Origin of the sequence: Thalassovita mediterranea, from assembly GCA_019448215.1 — a bacterium.
GTDB lineage: Bacteria > Pseudomonadota > Alphaproteobacteria > Caulobacterales > Hyphomonadaceae > Henriciella.
In genome coordinates, this window is the sequence record CP080408.1 from 911,977 (window position 1) to 932,449 (window position 20,473).

General features: G+C 60.2%; 19 protein-coding genes and 1 tRNA gene. 12 read left to right on the top strand and 8 right to left on the bottom strand.

The features are described 5' to 3' along the window. Window positions 1–189: 189 nt before the first annotated feature. Together uvrC and KUV46_04380 are read left to right on the top strand one after the other, a co-directional pair. Window positions 190–2,079: an excinuclease ABC subunit UvrC gene (gene uvrC, locus KUV46_04375; protein QYJ01634.1), complete on the top strand. Its 1,890-nt coding sequence runs from the start codon at window positions 190–192 to the stop codon at window positions 2,077–2,079. Between the two features lie 12 nt (window positions 2,080–2,091). Beyond that, window positions 2,092–2,718 carry a CDP-alcohol phosphatidyltransferase family protein gene (locus tag KUV46_04380; protein ID QYJ01635.1) on the top strand — a complete coding sequence of 209 codons (627 nt, stop codon included), beginning with the start codon at window positions 2,092–2,094 and terminating at the stop codon, window positions 2,716–2,718. On the opposite strand, the gene KUV46_04385 is transcribed toward KUV46_04380, so the two are convergent. Beyond that, window positions 2,709–3,167: an NUDIX domain-containing protein gene (locus KUV46_04385; protein ID QYJ01636.1), complete on the bottom strand. Its 459-nt coding sequence runs from the start codon at window positions 3,165–3,167 to the stop codon at window positions 2,709–2,711. The two genes, KUV46_04380 and KUV46_04385, sit on opposite strands and share 10 nt — an antisense overlap. A gap of 189 nt (window positions 3,168–3,356) precedes the next feature. On the opposite strand from KUV46_04385, the gene KUV46_04390 reads away from it, so the two are divergent. From KUV46_04390 to KUV46_04400, 3 genes are read left to right on the top strand one after another with little or no spacing between them, the layout of a single operon-like run. Then, window positions 3,357–4,349, top strand: coding sequence for a calcium/sodium antiporter (locus tag KUV46_04390; protein ID QYJ01637.1), 993 nt, complete (start codon window positions 3,357–3,359; stop codon window positions 4,347–4,349). Continuing rightward, entirely contained in the window at window positions 4,300–5,103 is an 804-nt protein-coding gene (locus tag KUV46_04395; protein QYJ01638.1) for an SDR family oxidoreductase, read from the top strand. Before KUV46_04390 ends, KUV46_04395 begins: the two co-directional genes overlap by 50 nt. Next, window positions 5,103–6,125, top strand: coding sequence for a low specificity L-threonine aldolase (locus KUV46_04400; protein ID QYJ01639.1), 1,023 nt, complete (start codon window positions 5,103–5,105; stop codon window positions 6,123–6,125). Before KUV46_04395 ends, KUV46_04400 begins: the two co-directional genes overlap by 1 nt. Here the strand turns inward: KUV46_04400 and KUV46_04405 are convergent. The 5 genes from KUV46_04405 to KUV46_04425 form a co-directional block, all read right to left on the bottom strand. Then, the gene (locus KUV46_04405; protein ID QYJ01640.1) at window positions 6,114–6,743 is read right to left on the bottom strand and encodes a hypothetical protein; all 630 of its coding nucleotides are present in this window, start codon (window positions 6,741–6,743) and stop codon (window positions 6,114–6,116) included. The genes KUV46_04400 and KUV46_04405 overlap by 12 nt on opposite strands. 118 nt (window positions 6,744–6,861) lie before the next feature. Next, window positions 6,862–8,559 carry a hypothetical protein gene (locus tag KUV46_04410; protein QYJ01641.1) on the bottom strand — a complete coding sequence of 566 codons (1,698 nt, stop codon included), beginning with the start codon at window positions 8,557–8,559 and terminating at the stop codon, window positions 6,862–6,864. Continuing rightward, window positions 8,559–8,996, bottom strand: a complete 438-nt coding sequence (locus KUV46_04415) for a pilus assembly protein (protein QYJ01642.1) — start codon at window positions 8,994–8,996, stop codon at window positions 8,559–8,561. Before KUV46_04415 ends, KUV46_04410 begins: the two co-directional genes overlap by 1 nt. A gap of 454 nt (window positions 8,997–9,450) precedes the next feature. Further along, window positions 9,451–9,525 (bottom strand) — tRNA-Val (locus tag KUV46_04420). A gap of 67 nt (window positions 9,526–9,592) precedes the next feature. Then, the gene (locus KUV46_04425) at window positions 9,593–9,952 is read right to left on the bottom strand and encodes a response regulator (protein QYJ01643.1); all 360 of its coding nucleotides are present in this window, start codon (window positions 9,950–9,952) and stop codon (window positions 9,593–9,595) included. 120 nt (window positions 9,953–10,072) lie between these two features. Here KUV46_04425 and KUV46_04430 point away from each other — a divergent pair, with 120 nt between their 5' ends. The 7 genes from KUV46_04430 to KUV46_04460 all read left to right on the top strand — a co-directional run bounded on the left by KUV46_04430 (window position 10,073) and on the right by KUV46_04460 (window position 18,477). After that, window positions 10,073–10,963: an N-formylglutamate amidohydrolase gene (locus tag KUV46_04430; GenBank protein QYJ01644.1), complete on the top strand. Its 891-nt coding sequence runs from the start codon at window positions 10,073–10,075 to the stop codon at window positions 10,961–10,963. 249 nt (window positions 10,964–11,212) lie between these two features. After that, entirely contained in the window at window positions 11,213–11,605 is a 393-nt protein-coding gene (locus tag KUV46_04435) for a helix-turn-helix transcriptional regulator (protein QYJ01645.1), read from the top strand. 32 nt (window positions 11,606–11,637) lie between these two features. Beyond that, window positions 11,638–12,447, top strand: a complete 810-nt coding sequence (locus KUV46_04440) for an inositol monophosphatase family protein (GenBank protein QYJ01646.1) — start codon at window positions 11,638–11,640, stop codon at window positions 12,445–12,447. A gap of 53 nt (window positions 12,448–12,500) precedes the next feature. Next, entirely contained in the window at window positions 12,501–15,326 is a 2,826-nt protein-coding gene (locus tag KUV46_04445) for a [protein-PII] uridylyltransferase (GenBank protein ID QYJ01647.1), read from the top strand. Between the two features lie 31 nt (window positions 15,327–15,357). Beyond that, window positions 15,358–16,911 carry a murein biosynthesis integral membrane protein MurJ gene (gene murJ, locus KUV46_04450; protein ID QYJ01648.1) on the top strand — a complete coding sequence of 518 codons (1,554 nt, stop codon included), beginning with the start codon at window positions 15,358–15,360 and terminating at the stop codon, window positions 16,909–16,911. A gap of 23 nt (window positions 16,912–16,934) precedes the next feature. Further along, window positions 16,935–17,975: a tryptophan--tRNA ligase gene (gene trpS, locus KUV46_04455; GenBank protein QYJ01649.1), complete on the top strand. Its 1,041-nt coding sequence runs from the start codon at window positions 16,935–16,937 to the stop codon at window positions 17,973–17,975. A gap of 49 nt (window positions 17,976–18,024) precedes the next feature. Then, entirely contained in the window at window positions 18,025–18,477 is a 453-nt protein-coding gene (locus KUV46_04460; GenBank protein QYJ01650.1) for a copper chaperone PCu(A)C, read from the top strand. Window positions 18,478–18,508: 31 nt separating this feature from the next. Here the strand turns inward: KUV46_04460 and phaZ are convergent, their stop codons facing one another. Further along, a complete protein-coding gene (gene phaZ / locus KUV46_04465; protein QYJ01651.1) occupies window positions 18,509–19,741 on the bottom strand; it encodes a polyhydroxyalkanoate depolymerase in 1,233 nt (410 codons plus the stop codon). Between the two features lie 66 nt (window positions 19,742–19,807). Next, entirely contained in the window at window positions 19,808–20,446 is a 639-nt protein-coding gene (locus KUV46_04470) for an SCO family protein (protein ID QYJ01652.1), read from the bottom strand. Between the last annotated feature and the right edge of the window lie 27 nt (window positions 20,447–20,473).

Here is a 20,473-nt window from a genome sequence, read left to right on the forward strand (position 1 = left end):
TCCTTTGGAAGGCGTGGGTCTGCATATGTCGCCCGCGCGCCGTGCACAAGCGGGCGCGGGGCTCTCAGCTCAAAGAATTGGGCCCGCACAGGCTGATTGCAAATCTAGCCGCAGTAGATGCAGTCCGCAGCACGCCTGACAGCTGCCCAACTAGGCGGCGGGCGCGGCTGCCATTAGGTTAGCGCCAGCATGTCAGAAACCTCATCCAACAGACCAGCCCGGCGGGGCGTCGATGTCATCAAGGACAATCTGAAACGCCTGCCCGCAAAGCCAGGCGTCTATCGCATGTTCGGGACCAAGGATGAGGTCTTGTACGTCGGCAAGGCCCGCAATCTGAAGGCGCGCGTTTCGAACTATGCCCGCCTGGGTGGCCACACACAGCGTATCGCCGCGATGATCGCGCTCACTGCGCGCATGGAATTCGTTGTCACGGAGACAGAGACCGAGGCGCTGCTGCTGGAAGCGAGCCTCATCAAGTCGCTGAAGCCGCGCTTTAACATCCTGCTACGCGATGACAAATCCTTCCCCTACATCCTGATCCGCCGCGACCACGACTATCCGCAGATCCTGAAATATCGCGGCTCCAAGCAGGACCGGGGCGACTATTTCGGCCCGTTCGCCAGCGCCAATGCAGTGACGCGCACCCTCGACACGCTGCAGAAGGCCTTCCTGCTACGCACCTGCGAGGACAGCGTTTTCTCGCAACGCACGCGGCCCTGCATGCTGCACCAGATCAAGCGGTGCTCTGCCCCATGCGTCGACCTTGTCAGCGAGGAGGCCTATACAAAGCTCGCCAATCAGGCGGCCGACTTCCTGAAGGGCAAGGCCACCGACCTTCAGGCAGACCTCGCCAGCGAGATGGAAGCTGCCGCCGAGAATATGGAGTTCGAACGCGCCGCAAGCCTGCGCGACCGCATACGGGCGCTGGCTGTCGTCCGCGCGCAGCAGGACATCAATCCGGACGGGATCGAGGAAGCAGACATCTTCTCCATCGCAATGGAGGGCGGGCAGTCTGCCGTGCAGGTCTTCTTCATCCGCGCCGGTCAGAACTGGGGCGCGACGATCCACTTCCCGCGCCACGAGAAAGAAGAGACCGCGCCGGAAATCCTGTCGGCTTTCCTCGTCCAGTTCTATGACAAGCGGCCGCCGCCAAAACTGGTCCTGACCAATCAGGCGCCGGATCAGGGCGAGCTGATTGCCGAAGCTCTTGAGCTGAAGTCCAACCGGAAAGTCGAGATCCGCACCCCGCAACGCGGCGACAAGCGCGAGCTCGTCGCGCAGGCGACGCGTAATGCGGCCGAGGCGCTATCACGCAAGCTTGCTGAAACGGCAAGCCAGCAACGCCTGCTCAAGGATCTCGCGAAAACGTTCGATCTGCCCGGAGAGCCAAAACGGGTCGAAGTCTACGACAACAGCCACATCCAGGGCTCGAATGCCGTTGGCGGCATGGTGGTTGCCGGGCCTGAAGGCTTCATCAAGGGCCAGTACCGAAAGTTCAACATCAAGGACACCGCGCTGGAGCCAGGCGATGACTATGGCATGATGCGCGAAGTCATGCGGCGCCGGTTCAAGCGCCTGCTCAAGGAAGCCGACGAGCAGAAGGTCACGATTTCTGAGCTGGAGACATACCCAGACCTCGTCCTAATCGACGGCGGCCTTGGCCAGCTGAGCGCCGTGACCGAGACGCTGACGGAGCTTGGCCTCAGCACAGACGATGTCACGCTGGTGTCCATCGCGAAGGGGCCTGACCGGAATGCGGGGCGCGAGAAATTCTTCCGCCCCGGCAAGGCGCCCTTCCAGCTGCCGCCAGACACGCCCGTCCTCTACTACCTGCAGCGCCTGCGCGATGAGGCGCACCGCTGGGCCATTGGCGCACACCGCGCCAAGCGCTCCGCGGACATCAAATCCTCACCGCTGGATGAGATCGAAGGGATCGGACCGTCCCGCAAAAAAGCACTTTTGCATCACTTCGGGTCGGCAAAAGGCGTGTCACGTGCCAAGCTGGTTGATCTTGAAAGCGTTGAGGGAATCAATCGCTCACTCGCTGAACGTATCTATGGCCATTTCAATGGCGGTTAGGACAGCATGACTTTGAAATGGCTGCCAAATGCCCTGACGATCGGACGCTGCATTCTGGCGATCGTTGTCGGCTACACCATTCTGGATTTCAGTACGCGCCTGCGCGCAGGTGATGGCGCGACACTGATGGCATTTCTGCCCTTTGCGCTCTTTTCATTCGTGGCGCTGACGGACTGGCTCGATGGCTGGCTGGCAAGGAAGCTTGATGCAGAATCGGCCTTTGGCGCGCGGCTTGACCCGATCGGTGACAAGCTGCTGTCAGCGTCCAGCCTTCTCGCGCTCGCCTTTATCGATAAATGGTCGTGGTACATCACCCTGCCAACACTCGCCATTGTGAGCCGCGACGTGCTCATCACCGCCATGCGCGAAGCGATGGGCAATCCTGGCACGATGAAAGTGTCCAACAGTGCCAAGATGAAGACCGCGCTCGTCCTTGGCGGTATCGCGCTCGTCCTTCTGGGCATGGCGATCAGCGCTGTTGCAGCGGACGCCGACACTTATTCGCCGAACTGGGTCCTGTCGCGCGGCACACTTTTGGCCGGGCTCGTCATGGTCTGGGTCGCTGCGGTCCTCGCGGTGATGACGGCCATCGACTATGTGAAGGGCCTGACCGCGTCAGACGACGACCCTCACCAATAGCCATCATCCGGCCCACCGGAAAAGACTTCAGCGACGCGCCGCTGGGTCGCAGGCGTCGTATCCTCCGGCAGGGCGTGCGGGTCTGCCCAGACAATCTCTGAAATCTCACCCACACTGGTTGCTTCGCCGCCCACCCAGTCGCCGGGCCGCAAATGATAGAAGACGACGTGATCGTTCGGAAAGATTGCCTCGTTTGAATAGATGCCGACAAGTCGCGGCGTGCCGGTCAGCTCGACCCCGCCCTCTTCCTTCAGCTCACGCAGGAGTGACACGCTGGCAATCTCGCCTTTCTCGACACCCCCGCCGGGAAGGTAGAGCCCCTTGGTATAGGTATGGCGCACCAGCAGGACCTTGCCGTCAGATCGCTCCACCAGAGCGCGCACGCCGAGCGTCATTGGCCGCCTGAAGCGGAACCATGCCTGAAAGATTCGCTGCCTGATGCGGGCCATAACTCTACCCAATCTGTGAAAACGCCCCTCGCCAAACGGGCTAACACAGTCTAGTTAGCGCAGCGAACGACGAATTCGGAGCTAAAGACCATGTTTGCACTCTTCGCAATCGGCGCAACTGTCGCCATTTTCGGCATCCTGAACCTGATCGACTATCGCCGTCTCGACTAGGTTACCTGAAAAGTACCCTTGCCTGACCTGACGCTTCTTGCAGCCCTTGTCGGCGGCCTCGTCATTCTCGCCGTTGCGGGCGACTTCCTTGTAAACGGGGCCGTGGCACTCGCACGCCGGATTGGCGTGTCTCCACTCGTGGCCGGTATATTGATTGTCGGCTTTGGCACATCGGCGCCAGAAATGGTCGTCGCGGTTGATGCCTCCAGTCAAGGACAGCCCGGCATCGCGATCGGCAACATCGTCGGCTCGAACATCGCCAATATCTGGCTGGTGCTCGCCGTCCCCGCCTTCCTCATCCCACTCGCCACGCGCCAGTTCGGCCTTCGCCGGTCCTACTGGATCATGATTGCTGTGACGGCCGTCTGGATTGGCTGGACGGCTTTCATGCCGCTAACGCCGGTCTTCGGCTTCGTGCTGCTCGGCAGTCTCATTCTCTACTCGATTCTGATGCTGGTCTGGACATCTCAGGGCATCCGCAAAGGAATCGATGTCGGCCTTGAAGATGAAGGCGAGTCGCTTGGCACCGTGGCCATGTGGGTGAACCTGGTCATCGGCCTGGTCGGCCTGCCGCTTGGCGCGCATCTCATCGTCGAAGGCGGCGTGGGCATCGCTCGCATCTATGCCGTGCCTGAGGAAGTGATCGGCCTGACCCTGCTCGCCATCGGTACTTCGCTGCCAGAACTTGGCGCAGGCATCGCAGCCGGCCTTCGTCGCCGCGGCGAGGTCGTGATTGGCAATGTCATTGGCTCCAACATCTTCAATCTGGCAGGCTCTGGCGCGATCATCGCTTTCTTTGGCCCGACAGATCTCGCTCCGACCTTTCTTCAGTTCGACCACTGGGCACTTGCGGGCGCCGCTATAGTTCTCGGCCTGTTCGTCCTGCCACGCAGCCGTGTGACGCGGCTTGCAGCGCTTGCAATGCTGCTCGTCTATGCCGCGTATATCTACGGCCTCATCCATGGCTGGGACATCACTGGCGAAGTGGAGAGCTGGATTGGCAGATCATAGGCTGACCCCGAAACGCGCTTTGATTACAGGCGCAGGCAAACGCATTGGCCGCGCGCTCGCTGAAGCGCTGGGCGAAGATGGCTGGAGCGTTGCGGTGCACTACCGCTCATCTGCCGAAGGCGCGCAGGAAACTGCGGATGCGATCAGCAAGGCTGGCGGCATGGGCGTCATCGTGCAGGGCGACCTCACTGAAGAAAAAGACCTAAAGGCACTGATACCATCCGCGCAGGAGAAGCTCGGCGGACCGCTCAGGCTGCTCGTCAACTCTGCATCAGCCTTTGAAGATGACACGGCCCTCGACCATGACCGTCAGGGCTGGGACCTTCATTTCGATGCCAATCTGCGCGCACCGATCGCGCTCTCGCAGGCATTTGCCAAGGCGCTACCGGGCGACGAGAAAGGCCTGATCATCAATGTGATCGACCAGCGCGTCTGGAAGCTCAATCCGCAGTTCTTCACTTACACCCTGTCCAAAGCGGCGCTCCTGACAGCGACGAAGACACTGGCGCAGGCGCTGGCCCCGAACATCCGGGTAAACGGCATCGGCCCCGGCCCGACGCTCGCCAGCGTTCACCAGAGCGACGAAGAGTTCGAAGCGGAGAGACAGGCAACGCTGACGCAGGAAGGCTCCCGCCCCGAAGAAATCGTCCGCGCCATGCGCTATCTCATCGAAGGCGACAGCGTCACCGGCCAGATGATCGCCACTGATGGCGGCCAACATCTCATGTGGCAGACACCCGATACGCAGGTCTGATGAACTTCTCTTCCGATACGTCCGCACCAGCCCATCCAGCCGTGCTCGAAGCCCTTGCCGGGGTGAACAATGGCATGCAGCCGAGCTATGGCGCCGACGAGGTGACGACGCGTCTGCGCGATGAGCTGACGCGTGTTCTGGAGACCAGCGACTTCGATTTCTGGCTCTGTGCTTCGGGCACCGCGGCGAATGCGCTGGCCCTCTCCTGTTTCTGCCCGCCCATGGGCGCGATCCTCTGCCATGAGGAAGCTCACATTGCGCGGGACGAACGCTCGGCGCCTGAATTCTTCACCGGCGGCGGCAAGCTCCAGCTTTTGCCCGGCGAGGGGGCGCAGATTGATGAAGCGGCGCTTCGCGAGGCGATCGCAGGCATCAAGCCGGATTTTGTACATGAGACGCCCGCGCACGTCCTCTCGCTGACCAACCTCACCGAGTCTGGCACGGCCTACCCGGTCGCTCAGGTCAAACATTTCTGCGCGCTCGCGAAGGATGCAGGCCTTACGGTCCACCTTGATGGCGCACGCTTTGCCAATGCGCTCGTCTCAACCGGCGCGTCGCCAGCGGAGATGAGCTGGAAGGCGGGCGTTGATGTACTCACGCTCGGCCTGACCAAGACGGGCGCGATGGGGTGCGAGATTATTATCCTGTTCGGCAGTGCCCGGCAGAAATTCAATGAGCTGAAAGCCCGCGCGAAGCGCTCGGGCCATATGCCGCCCAAGATGCGCTATCTGGCGGCGCAGGCGATCGCGATGTTCGCAGATGACCGCTGGCTCTCCCTCGCCGCCACTGCAAACCAGCGCGCGCGCGAAGTCTCAAACCTTCTTTGCCGCGATGGCGAGACGGAACTGGTTCACCCTGTTCACGGCAATGAGATCTTTGTTCGCCTCAGCGATGCCAATCTGCGCGCGCTGACAGATGCGGGCGCGACCTTCTATCCCTGGATTGGTGGCTCGCACCGGCTCGTTACAAGCTGGTCTACGCCTGCAGAGACAGTCGAACGGCTTTCAGACCTACTCGCCTGAGGTCGGCCTCAGGCCGTTGAGCAGCCATTCGCCGACCCGCTCAAAGTAGATGTCTTCATCGAGCGGCTTGTGGACTTTCCCCCTCAGAACTTCCTGGTGGACGACGCGAAGGAGCGAGGCTGACACGATCAGGATGGCCGCATGGCGGGCTTCGTCAAATGATTTCATGCCACCCTTCGAACGCACCAGACGCTCGGCCACGGAATCTATGCCGGATGCGAGATACTTCTGAAGGTAGAATTTCTGGATTTCCTCGTCAGCCATCGCCTCACGAATCCCGAAGGCGTGCACCTTTACGTAAGAGTCGGTGCGCGTGAGCGCCGCCATCTGCCGGAAATATCCTTTCACCGCGTCATCGAGATTCTCCTGCGGCTGCCGCAGGGCCTCTCTCATCGGCTCTGATCGGTCGTTGATCTGCTCCAGAAGGTGAATGATCAGACCTGTCCGGTCCTTGAAATAGTGGCGAAGGGTCGGTTCGGATGTTTCAGCCGCGATGGCCAGCTGCCTGAAGGAGGGCCTGTCGACGCCATCACTCAGTACAAAGGCCAACAGCTTGTTCGTAAGCGCCTGCTTTTTCTGCTCAAAATCTTGATTTCGGACGCCTGCCGGCCTTGCCATTACAACTCCTAAAAGGTCTCGGGAGACATTCGAATTTCTATCGAACGCGCAATATAAAACCCATAGCTTTCAATGCTTTGCATTGTTAGCCCGTTTGTTTTCATCGTCAAAGTAATTCTCACTGCACCAGCACTGGAGCGTTGCAGGACGCAGTATGCACCCAGACATCAGCCTCCCCGAGCCCAAGCCCCAGGGCTGACGTCAGGCTGAAGACGAGCCGATCGAGCGGGGCTGCGAGGTCACTGAACAGGGATGAGAGGATGGACGCGATATAGGCGTCACTCAGCAATTGGAGGCCGACCACGTCGATCTCATAGTCGAGATTTGTGATTGCAGACGACAAAAGTCCTTCCAGCGCCTTGTTGGTGCCTGCCGTTTTCGGGCCACCTCCAATTTCGTGGCGAAGAAAGCGTAGCTGCGTATCGTCAGGATTGGCAGCCTGTACATCTGCGAAGGCCTCTATCTGGATCAGTCGGCCGTCAAGGATTTTGGCTGACTGGACCCGTCCCGACTCCTCAATTTCCGCAATCCGCAAGCGCGCAATGGACGGCTTGACCGCCACTTGTACCCGCTCGGCCTCACGTTGGCCCTGTTTGCAGGCAATGTCTGTGATGCGCGCGTCGGCGGAGGCGAGGTCAATATGGATGGGCAATCTGACAAGCGCATTGGAAAGAAGCCGCCCGCCCCCGATTTCCGCCACGACTGAAAGACGCAACTGCGCCGTCGACACCGTTTCGCCCGGAAGACCCGATAGCGCAAACCATGATTGCCCTTGCGGGCGCTCGCCAATCACGAGCGTAGCGTCGACATGGACAAGCTGCCCCGCACGCGCCGATAGCGCCAGATCGATCTGGTTCTCCCCATTCGCGACCATTGCACTCGCCATGAGCATGGGAAGCGCATTCAGCAAAACTCCCGCGGCTGCAGATGGGTCACCAAGCGCGCGCGGTTCGATCCGACCGAGTTCGATGAGCTCGCCAAGCCGAAGCGTGCGCGCATCGCCGCGAGCGTCGTCGGCCAATGTACGCAAGGCCTGCCGCGCGAGAACGTTCTCGCCTGCTGTTTCCGCCATCGCCGACAGGAGGTCTTCCAGACCGATATTCGTTTCGAGGACGTCAGAGTAGGTGACGGCCGTGAGCTCAAGATCCTCGGCCAACCACTCAATGCAATCGATCATATCGACTTCTACATCGAGCAGCGCTTCGTACGACATTGCCGAAAGACTCACTTCGGCGCCGAGTAAAGCGGACAGAAGATCGTTCAGAATGCCGCCTTCAAGGCGGGCGAGCCGGGAGCCGACGGAAATGCCAGCCTCTGAAGATATGACAGCGACCCCGGTGACATCGACAGGCTTTGACGAGGCGCCAAGGAAGTCGAAGAATCTATGCTGCGGCTCAGAAAGGGACACGCGAGCGGCGTTGAGCGGCTCCTGCCCGACGATGAAGCGTTCGGAGGCTGAAAGGTTTCTGTCAGCTGTGTACCTGCCTGTTTCGACGCGCATGGTGGCGCCCGCGGTGGAGCGGACCTCTTCACCTCCTTCGCTGCGCGCAATCTCAATTCCGGTCCGCCCATTGTCGGCCAGATAAGCCTGGGCGACGCGCTCGGCATTGAGAAGGTCTGATGCAGCAACCAGCGCAGCCATGTCCGCATGGCCTTGCAGCGCGCGCTTTTGCGTCGAGATTGCGCCAGTGTCGATCGCCATTGCGGCCATCATTGCCGCGATAGGCGCGAAGGCCGCGGTAATTACGGCAACATTGCCCGCGCGAGAGCGGGCAAGTTCTTTCAAAGGTCTCGCAGGGTTCAGGATTTGAGGCATCAGTATCCTCCCGCCCTGATGATTGCCTCCCGGCGTATCGTCTTTTCAGGTAGAGGAAGCCCGCTATAGAGATTCCAGACAGGCAAATCGCTCGCGTCGAAGGCGACCACTACGCGCAGATAGCTTGAATCGTCCTCAAGTGTTTCGACGCTCACACTCACTGCGTCCCGCGTGAGAAGTCCGCCATCAGCCAGCGAGGACGCAAGGTGCTGCTCTACCAGAGCCTGGCGCTCAGCCAGATCAAGGCCACTGATGGCAGCTCGCGCACTGTTCGCCGCAAGCTGCTGCACAGAATGAACGGCGCCGAAGAAAATGCCGTATGCGATGATGCCGAAGAGAAGGAAAAGAAGCACCGGCGTTACGATCGCAAATTCGACCGCCGAAGACCCCTCAGTGCGCTTTAATAGTGACCACTTCTGTACTCTGATACGCTTCATCACCCCTCCTTGCGAGTACGCGCCCTCTGGTAGAAAGACGCATATTATTTCCCGCTTTGAGAGTGATTAGTCGAAACAGTCATTAACGGATTATTCCGGGGCTCTTCCCAATTCGTAGTAACGATTGAGCATGCTAGCGATTAACCAAGTTAAACCTTGTATTTCCGATGTTTTTTCTGCCGGCAGCAAGTGATCGCGTCATTTATATTTTTTGTTTTATTGAATGTTGTCTATGCTATAGAGAAATCGATAGATGATACCGCGCCTGACGATAAACTCTGGAATTTTCTTATTAAATACAAGGACTTCTGTGCGTTGCGCAATGCTTCGGCACGATGGGGGCGTCTGAAAGAGAAGAATTACGACCTGCATCTCGGTCGATGGCAAACGCCCGCCATATCACATGCGCGCCTCGGCTTCGGCAGCGGAGATTTCGATGTCAGGATTTGGAAAATGGTGGGCGGTACAAGGATCGAACTTGTGACCCCTACAATGTCAATGTAGTGCTCTACCGCTGAGCTAACCGCCCATCCGTTTCGAAGCGGCCCTAATCGGACGTCGGAGCGTCCAAGTCAAGCCTGTTTCAGCTGCAAATGTCAGGCAGCGATGACGCGGTCGACTTCCTCGACCAGCTCACGCAGATGGAATGGCTTCGACAGGATCTTTGCACCTGCAGGCGTCGGCGTGCCGGACGCCAGTGCGACAGCAGCGAACCCGGTGATAAAGACGATCTTCATGGCCGGGTCGAGCTCTGCGCCGCGGCGGGCGAGTTCGATACCGTCGATGCCAGGCATGACGATGTCAGTCAGCAGCAGGTCAAACACCTCACGCTCAAGCGCGTTCAGCGCTGTCTCGCCATCCTCGAAGTCCTGAACATCGTGTCCGGCACGCTTCAGCGAGGCAGCCAGAAAGGTGCGCATCATTTCATCGTCTTCGGCGAGAAGTATCTTACTCATGGGGACTGCGTTCCGGCTATCTGACTGTCGTTTGATCGCACAAAGCACGGTTCGGGTAAATCGACGGTGAACGTGGGAGTAAAGCTTGACCCGGAAAGGCAATGACCGACCTATGGCACGATGACGATTGAGGCGACAGAAGAGCAGAGCCCGATGCCGGGCAATGGGCTGAGCTTGCCGGCCTTCTCTCTCGTCATGCCTGAAACAGATGAACGCCCGCTGATATTTGCGTCCCCCCACAGCGGGCGGGAATATCCCGACCACTTCCGCAACAGTTTGCGTGTGCCACTTCTGGATCTAAAACAGACAGAAGACGCCTATGTCGATGAGCTGTTCGCGAACGCGCCTCTTTATGGTGCGCGGCTGCTGAAAGCGACCTATGCGCGCTCCTTTGTCGATCTCAACCGCGATCCGCGCGAGATTGACGCCTCCATGTTTCATGGTGACCCGCCAGGGCCTGTCGCTGCACCCACAGTCCGGGTCGAAGCGGGACTGGGCTGCTTCCCGCGTATCGGTGCGCGCGGTGAGTTCATTTATGCAAAAAAGCTGGACCCAGCTGACGGGCGCGCCCGTCTGGACTTTGTTCACACGCCGTATCACGCCGCATTATCGGGCGAGATTGCTGCACTGCGTCAGAAGCATGGCTGCGCCATTCTGATCGATTGCCACTCCATGCCGTCGACCCAGCCGGGCCGCCCTGACTTGCCCGATTTCGTGCTTGGCGACCGCTTTGGGTCGAGCTGCACAGGCCAGCTGACCGGCCTTGTGGAGCGAACATTACGCAAGGCAGGATACAGCGTTGTGAGGAATGCGCCTTATGCTGGCGGCTTTACCACACGGAAGTATGGCCGGCCGAAACAGCACGTCCACGCCTTGCAAATAGAGATAAACCGGCGACTTTACCTTGATGAAGCTCAAGTCACAGCGATTGACGCGATGGCCGCGCTGTCGCATCAGCTAGATGGGCTGATGGAAAATATCTCTGAATTGAGCGACCGCTTGCGCCCATAAAAAAAGGGCCGCGCCAAGGCTGGCGCGGCCGAATAAGGTAAAGGGAGGAAACGCCAGAAGGCGTTAGCACCGCAGTGCTGAGACCAACTTATTGTGCGGCGCACAAAATGCAAGACCCAAAATCTGCATCGATGCGTTTTTGCATGAAATCAGACTGAGACAACCGGACGGCATGAAGTTTGCTCTCCATCTCTGCGACGCTCAAACCGGGACGATCCCGGGCTTAAGGATGATCAAGGGGAGCCGGGCATGACTGACAATACCGACCTTCACGTAGGCAAGAGACTACGCCGCCGCCGCAGGCTGCTCGGCCTGACCCAGCAGGAGCTGGCGTCCCAGGTGGGGGTCCGCTTCCAGCAGATCCAGAAATATGAGTGCGGCGCAAACCGCATGACCTCGTCCCGCCTTTTCGATCTCTCGAAAGCGCTGAACGTCTCGGTCCAGTACTTCTTCGACGGCATCGAGCAGGACGACCTTCTCGCCGCGAATGACGCCGACACGATGGACGGCGACATCCTGAGCCAGAAAGAGACCCTCGAACTGGTGCGGGCATACTACCGCCTCGGCGAGCGTCCACGCCGCCGCCTGCTCGAGCTCGCCAAAGCGCTGGAATCCGACCAGAGTGGCACAGGCGCAGCTTGACCTTCCTGTCTCGCGCGCCATAAGCGCGAGGCATGACCCTCCCTGCATCGCAGTCTGATCTTGTAGACCTAGCCTGCCGGCTCGCTGACGCGGCCTGGCAGGCGATTTCGCCGCATTTTCGCGCCGGCATTGATGCCGAAAACAAGGCAGGCGGCGCCGCTTACGACCCCGTCACAGTTGCGGATCGCGCTGGCGAGGAGGCCATCCGTGCCATCCTTGCAGTCGAGCGCCCGGATGACGGCATCGACGGCGAAGAGTTTGGCAAGCATGAAGGCAGATCCGGCTGGACCTGGCTGCTCGACCCAATCGACGGCACACGTGCCTTTCTCGCAGGCCTTCCTGTCTGGACCACGCTCATTGCGCTGGCGGACCCGGACGGCAATCCCGTCATTGGCATCATTGACCAGCCCGTCCTCGGCGAGCGCTATATCGGCGCACCGGGCGAGGCCTGGTTGCAAACGCCAAAGGGCCGCACGCCGCTGCGCGTGTCTTCCTGCAATGACCTGCGACAGGCAATCATCGCCACAACCGATCCGTTCATCATGAACCCGGCCGAACAGGGGGCATGGACGCATATCCGGCACACGGCCCGCATCTGCCGCTATGGCCTTGATGCCTATGCCTATGGTCGCCTTGCTGCTGGCAGCATCGATCTGGTCTGTGAATCGGGCCTGCAGCCACATGATGTCGCAGCGCTTATTCCGGTTGTACGGGGCGCTGGCGGCATTGCGAGAGACTGGCGGGGGCGCGAAGCCAAACAGGGGCCCCAGATTGTCTGCGCATCATCGGAAGCCGTCTTCGAGCAGGCCTTCATCTCGCTGCGTCGCTCTGCTGGCGATTAATCAATTACAGCGACGCTGGTCACCTGCCCGACTTGTGCGCTAGGTTCTGTTGCATGAGCGAACAGAGCGACTCCCTCGTCCACCGCAAGCTGCCGACCCGTCGCTGGCCGAGCAAGTGGAACATATCCAACATCATTGATGGGCGCGCGCTTCGCGTGAAGCTCACCTCGGACTTCCTCGACAATCTGTCTGATGAGGCCAAGGCGCGCAAACAGGTGCTCGACCACCTTCACGGTGCGCTCTTCCGCGGCCGGATGATCGCGCAGGAACGCCTGCAACAAGGCGCAGGCGGTCTCGATACGGCGCGGCTTCTCTCTGCCGTCATGGATGAGACGCTGCACGCGCTCTATGACTATATCACCGTCCATGTGCACCGCGCCCGCAACCCCACAGAGGGGGAGCGCCTCGCCGTGTTCGCGACCGGCGGCTATGGCCGCAACGTCCTCGCGCCATCGAGTGATGTCGACCTGCTCTTTATCCGCCCCTACAAGGCATCGGCCCATGCAGAGAGCGTCATCGAATACATGCTCTACGCCCTCTGGGATGTCGGCATAAAGGTCGGTCACGCCTTCCGGACGCCCGAAGAGTGCATCCGCCTGTCCAAACAGGATGTGACGATCAAGAGCTCCCTGCTCGATGCGCGTTTTCTTTTCGGCGATGAGCAACTCGCTGCTGAAACCAAAGCAAAGTTTCGCAAGGAGGCCGTTGAAGGCTACGACGCGCAGTTCATTGCCGACAAGCTGGCAGAGCGCGATAGCCGCCACGCCAAGCAGGGCAATACGCGCTACGTGGTCGAACCTAATGTGAAAGAGGGAAAGGGCGGCCTGCGTGACCTGCAGACGCTCTACTGGATCACCAAGCACATGTATGACGGCGTCTCGCTTGAAGACGTGATGAAGTCAGGCCCCTTCACCAAGCACGAATACAGCGTTTTCATCCGCGCAGCGCGCTTCTTCTGGACGGTGCGCTGCCATCTTCATTATCTCACAGGCCGCGCCGAAGAGCGGCTGAGCTTCGACCTTCAGCCAGAGATTGCCTCCCGCATGGGCTACCGCGACCGGTCGGGCCAGCTTGGCGTCGAGCGCTTCATGAAGCACTATTTCCTCGTGGCGAAGGATGTGGGTAACCTCACTCGCATCCTTGCGGCAAAACTCGAAGCCGATCAGATCAAGAAGCCTGAAGGCTGGCGCCGCTTTATCCGCACCGGCACACCAAAGCCCATGGAACATGAAGGCTTTGTCCTCGATGGCGAACGCGTCAGCGTCACGGATGAAGACGTCTTCAAGAAGTCACCGGAAAACCTGATCCGCCTTTTCCAGCTGGCTGATGAGACCGAACACGACATCCACCCCGACGCCATGACGATTGCGGCCCGCAATGCCCGCGTCATCAACTCGCGCACGCGCTCCAAGCCAGAGATGAGCAAGATCTTCATCGACCTTCTGGTGAACGGCAAAAACCCCGGGCTGGCCCTGCACCGGATGAATGAGGCTGACGTGCTCGGTCGCTTCATTCCGGAATTCGGCGGCATCGTCGCGCAGACCCAGTTCAACATGTATCACCACTTCACGGTGGATGAGCATACGATCCGCGCTGTCGATTACATGGCGCAGATGGACCGGGAGGGCGGCGAAGGCTTTGAACTGCCCCACCGACTGTTCCAGAAGATCGACAACAAGCACATTCTCTATCTGGCCATGCTGCTGCACGACACTGGCAAGGGTCACGGCGACCAACAAATTGAAGGCACGAAGACAGCAACGGCTGCAGGCAAACGCCTCGGCCTGTCCGATGCCGAGACAGACCTCGTTGCCTGGCTGGTCGGCCACCACCTCGAAATGAGTGAGACCGCTCAGAAGCGCGACATCGCAGACCCGCAGACCATCGTCCGCTTTGCCTCCATGGTGGGCTCAATCGAACGACTGCGGTTGCTCTATATTCTCACCATTGCAGACATCCGCGCCGTGGGGCCTGGCATCTGGAATGCCTGGAAGGGCCAGCTTCTGGAAGACCTATACCAGAACACCGAAGCCGCGCTGCGCGGTGGGCGCACCGACGCCGTCAGCGTCTCTCGCGAACTTGAAGGCCGCGCCGCACTGAACCGTGAGCAGCTCGCAGACCGCGTGGGCACGATACCCGAAGTGATGTCCGACATGGATCCAGCCTACTGGACCGGCTTTGACCTCGACGCGCTGGAGCAGCATGCCCGCACGATCCGCGCCGGGGACCCACCCATCGTCTCTGCGCATGTCCGCGAAGATGGCGGCGGTGTCTCGCTACTTGTTGCCGGTCAGGACAGGCTGGGCCTCTTCTCACGCCTTGCCGGGACGATTGCATCACAAAGCGCCAATGTTGTCTCCGCGCAGGTTTTCACCGCGCCATCGGGCTTCATCGTCGACGTTTTCATCCTTCAGGATGGCAAGGGCGGCGTGTTCGCTGCGGGTGATGAGGGCCGTCTGAGACGCCTCGAAAATGAGGTTCGCCGCGCCTTCGCCACCAATGAGCCTGTGGCCAACATCCCAGCCAAGTCCTACCGGCGCGAAGCGGCCTTCAAGGTCATCCCGCAGGTCAAGATCGATGACACGCTGTCTGATGGTTACACGGTCATCGATGTGGCTGGCCGCGACAGGCCGGGCCTTCTGCACGATGTCGCCCGCCTTCTGGCCGACGAGAACATCTCCATTCATTCCGCTCATGTCGGCAGTTATGGTGAGCGGGTGTTCGATGCTTTTTACGTCCAACTCCCTGCGAGCTATACCGACGTGAAGCTTGCTGCCCTCAAGGAGAAGCTGCTGGAAGTGCTACAGCGTGAAGAGCCAGATGCGCCGCGCACGCCTGCCCGCAGCCTGAAGCAGGCAAATGCGGCAGACAGCTTCTGATTGTTAACCTTGGCGGTATAGCGCACCCAGCATGAGCGTTCTTCGCAATACGTTGACCCAGTCGAGCTGGACGCTTGGCAGCCGCATCCTCGGCTTTGCCCGCGACCTTGTCATTCTCGCCAAGCTGGGCGCAGGCCCGGTGGCTGACGCCTTCTTCACCGCCCTGATGTTCCCGAACCTGTTCAGACGCGTCTTTGCCGAAGGCGCATTCGCGCAGGCCTTCGTCCCCGCCTATGCGCGCACCATGGAAGCCGAAGGCGAAGAAGCTGCCCGCAAACTTGCTGAAGAAACGCTGAGAGGGCTCCTGGCAGTCACGGTGGGTCTAGTCATCATAGCGCAGGTCGCCATGCCTTGGATCATGCTGCTGCTGCACGGCGGTTATCGCAATGACCCGGTCCATTTTCCGCTGGCGATCCTGCTGACGCAGATCACCATGCCGTATCTCGCCTTCATGGCGCTTGCGGCGCTCCTGTCAGGTGTCCTGAACTCTGCCGGGCGCTTTGGCATGTCGGCAGGCGCGCCAACCCTGCTCAATCTCTGCCTGCTCGCAGCAGCCTTCATGGGATCGGACAATTATGCTGTCGCCCAATCACTCGCCATCGCCGTCACCGTGGCAGGGGCGCTTCAGGTCGCACTGCTCTGGTACGGGGTCTCCCGCCAGAAAGTCCGGCTGAGCATCGGCTTTCCCAAGATCACGCCTGGCGTGAAACGCGTCGCGGCGCTCGCCATTCCCGGCACGATCGCGGCGTCCGGCATGCAGATTAACATCGTCGTCAGCCAGGCGCTCGCAAGCTTTGAGGCGGGCGCAAAGTCCTGGCTCTATTCAGCCGACCGGCTTTACCAGCTGCCGCTCGGCCTCGTTGGGGTAGCCGTTGGCCTCGCAATCCTGCCGCGCCTCGCCCGCGCGGCCCGTGCCAGCGATGAGGGCGACAGCCGCGATATCATGGACAATGGCATCGGCCTCGCCATGGCGCTGACGGTCCCCGCCGCTGCGGCGCTCATGGCCGCGCCTTTCCTCTTCGTCGACAGCTTTTTCACGCGCGGCGACTTTACCAGCGACGATGCAGCACTAACGGCGCAGGCGCTCTTCCACTTCGGTTGGGGCGTACCTGCCTTCGTGCTAATCAAGGTGCTCGCGCCGGGCTTTTTCGCGCGCGAAGACACGCGTACACCGATGAATTTCTCTCTCATCTCTGTGGTTGTGAACACGGTGCTGGGCGCTGGCCTCTTCTTTTTCCTGAAGTCGCAGGGCGTCTACGGCTTCCCCGGCCTTGCCATCGCGACCAGCACAGCGGCGTGGATCAACGTCATCCTGCTCTTTGCGACCCTGAAACGCCGCGACTGGTACAATCCGGGGCCGGAGCTTCTCAAACGCCTCGTCTCCGTCATGCTGGCCTCATCGGCACTCGGCGCACTGCTCTGGTATCTCGCCAGCATCAGCGGCCAGATTTCCGAGGTCGCGCTCGATTCCAAATTCGTCGGCGCCATCGTGATCTCGCTAGCAGGGGCCGCAGCCTATCTCGTTTTCGCAGTCCTGTTTGGCGCTATTCGTCTCAGTGACATGAAGGGGGCTTTGCGCCGCTAGAGGCATGCGCTAAACGCCCCGCCATGAGCGAGCAAGACACACCGACCTATACCGGGCCCAAGCGGGTCTTTTCCGGTATCCAGCCCACCGGCAATCTCCACCTTGGAAATTACCTTGGTGCCCTGAAGAAATTCACCACGCTGCAGAATGATGGTTGGGACTGCGTCTTCTGTGTCGTTGACCTGCACGCCATCACCATGCCGTTTGACCAGTCGCAGCTGGCCAACCAGACCCGCCAGATCGCAGCTGCGATGATGGCGAGCGGCGTCGATCCCGACAAGTCGGTCCTGTTCGCGCAGTCCTCGGTCCGTGTGCACACCGAACTCACCTGGATTTTCGATAGCGTCGCCCGCATGGGCTGGCTGGAGAAGATGATCCAGTTCAAGGAAAAGTCCGGCAAGGACGCTGAGCGCTCTTCGGTCGGCCTCTTCAACTATCCAGTGCTGCAGGCTGCCGACATCCTTGCCTACAAGGCGACGCACGTTCCGGTCGGCGAAGACCAGCGCCAGCACCTCGAGCTCTCGCGTGACATCGCAGACCGCTTCAACCGCGACTACGGCGCGCCGGGCTTCTTCCCCCTGCCTGAAGCCCTGACCGAAGGCCCCGGCGCCCGGATCATGAGCCTCAAAGACGGCACGAAGAAGATGTCAAAGTCTGATCCGGCCGAAAATTCGCGCATCAACCTTATCGACGATGCCGACACCATCTCGCGCAAGATCAAGAAGTCGAAGACCGACACGCTGGGCGACGTCCCTTCGGAAGTCGCTGGCCTCGAAGGACGCCCGGAAGTCGCAAACCTTGTCGGAATCTATGGCGCGCTTGCAGGCATGAGCGACGAACAGGTGCTCGCCGAGTATGGCGGCAAGGGTTTTGGCGTGTTCAAACCGGCGCTTGCCGACCTCGCCGTCGATCACCTCGCCCCGATCACCAATCGCATGCGCGAGTTGATGGATAATCCAGGCGAGATTGACGCTGCCCTGCGCATCGGTGCCGAGCGCGCGAACGCAATCGCGGAGCCGATCATGGAAGAAGTCCGCCAGACGGTCGGGTTCTGGCGCCCATAAGCCACTTTAACTCTCCCCACTCCCTCCCCCTCTCGTGAAAGTCATTTCCATGAAACGCCTGTCTGCCCTGCTTCTCGCCCCTGCCCTTATCGCAGCCTGCAGCCAGCCGGCTGAGACCGATGGCCCGGTGCTCTCCTATGAAGACGCTTTCGTGATGGCCCCGATCGCCGGACGCGATGTCACCATGGGCGGGATCGAGATTTCGGTGGAAGGCGGCAATGTCACGCTGACGGGCGCGATCTCTGACATCGCCGGCACGGTCGAGATGCACACGATGGAAATGAATGATGGCTCGATGCAGATGCGCCCTGTCGAGAGCTTCGAGATCGCCGACGGCGAGACGCTGACGCTCGAGCGCGGCGGCAACCACCTCATGTTCTTCAGCCTGGTTGAGGATCTCTCTGCCGGTGAAGTCGCAAATATCTCTTTCAGCTTCGAGACCGAAACCGGTGAGACGCTGACACTGGAAGCAGAAGCCGAAGTCCGCGCGCAAGGCGAATAGGCCAAACCCTGACGGGGCGCGCTAGCGAGAACTAGCGCGTCTTGGTCACGTGCTTCTGGAAATTGATCACGCGCGGCACGATCTTCTCGCGGAATTTCGAGCCATTGAACACGCCGTAATGGCCGACGCCTGACTGCACATAGTCTTCCTTCAGCGTGTCCGGAATATTGGCGCAGAGGTCATGGGCCGCCTGCGTCTGACCAATGCCGGAAATGTCATCCAGCTCACCCTCGACCGTCATCAGGCCGACAGTTGAGATCGCTTCCGGTTTGACGAGGCGCTGGTCGCGGTAGCGATATTCGCCCTTGGCCAAAAGCGCCTTCTGGAAAACACGCTCAATCGTCTGGATATAGAATTCTTCGGTCAGGTCCAAAACGGACAGGTATTCGTCATAGAACGCCTGGTGCTTCTCGGCGCCGTCTTCATCGCCCTCGATCAGGTGCTCGAAGAAGCGGTGCTGGGCATCGACGTGACGTTCCCAGTTCATGTGCATGAATGAGCTGAGCTGGATGAAGCCCGGATAGACCCGTCGGCCAGCCCCTGCCCAAGGCAGTGGCACCGTGTGAATCATCTTCGATCGGAACCAGTCGAGGCTTCGCTCTTCAGCCAGAAGGTTCGGCACAGTCGGGGAGCGGCGCACATCGATCGGTGAGCCCATGAACGTCATCGTCGCTGGCAGCGCGTCTGACCCGTCCTCTGCCATCATCGAAATCGCAGCGAGGACTGGCGGGCCGGGCTGGCAAACGGCGAGCACATGCGCGCCTGCACCCAAGAATGCCAGCATGTCCTGGATGTGGTCGATATAATCGTCCAGATCGAAGCGGCCGAACCAGATCGGGGCCATGCGCGCATCGGTCCAGTCGGTGATGTAGACATTATGGGTCGGCAGGAAGGCTTCGACCGTGCCGCGCAGCAGCGTTGCATAGTGGCCAGACAGCGGCGCAACAATAAAGAGGTTTGGACGGTTCGCGGGCGCGCCAGCAGTCTCGAAATGGACAAGCTGGCACCATGGCGAGGACCAGGCCGTGACAGGCATGACCGCATGGGTCCGGCCTTTGATTTCAGTCGACTCGATCTGCCACTCAGGTTTGCCGTAATAGCGCGTCGCCCGCTCGAACACGTTCGCCGCCGCGGCAATCGCGCGGCCCGCTTCGGTGTCACGGGCGGGGTTGATCGGGGAGCTCCAGAAGGATGCGGTCGCCTTGGCCTGCAGGCGCAGCGGCGCCATGGCCGCGCGGTTCATTTCAACAAGAGCGTAAAGCAATGCGTCACCTTCCGTATGCTGCAGCGCAACATAGGCAGGGAAACGACCTTTTGCAATCAGCCAGTTCTAACCGAAGATGGTTTCCAGACAGGTCGCCATCTCTTCGGGATTGGTGATCGTCTCGGAGAAGAAGGTTTTCAGCTTCCAGTCCGGGCCCATCACATAGATGAGCGATGTGTGGTCCATCGTATACTCGGCCACGCTTTCTGGCGTCTCAACGCGTGAGAAGGCGGCGCTGAACTCATTCGCGACCGCTTCGATCTCTTCCGGCGTACCCGTCAGGCCGACGAGCCCGTCCGGAAACGCATTGCTCTGCACATAGTCAGCCAGCGCTTCTGGGGTATCTCGCTCCGGATCGACGCTAATCAGCAGCGTTTGCGGACGCTCCATGTCTTCAGGCAGGCGGCTATAGGCATTGTTGATCGCCACCAGCGTGCCCGGGCACACATCAGGACAATAGGTGAAGCCGAAATAAACCAGCGACGGCTTACCCATGAAGTCTTCCTGGGTAACGCGCTCGCCCGTATGCATGGTCAGTTCGAACGGACCGCCAATCTCTTCATAGGCGCGCGATGTACACCCAGCGACTGGCCCTCCGGCCCTTGCCGTTTCGCCCGAAGTTGCGGTCTCATTCCCCTCATTCGCGCCGCTACAGGCTGCCGCGAGAAGGAATGATGCTAAGAGAATTGTCGATCTGATACGCATGCGGCTACGTATGCGTTGGGCAGGTGC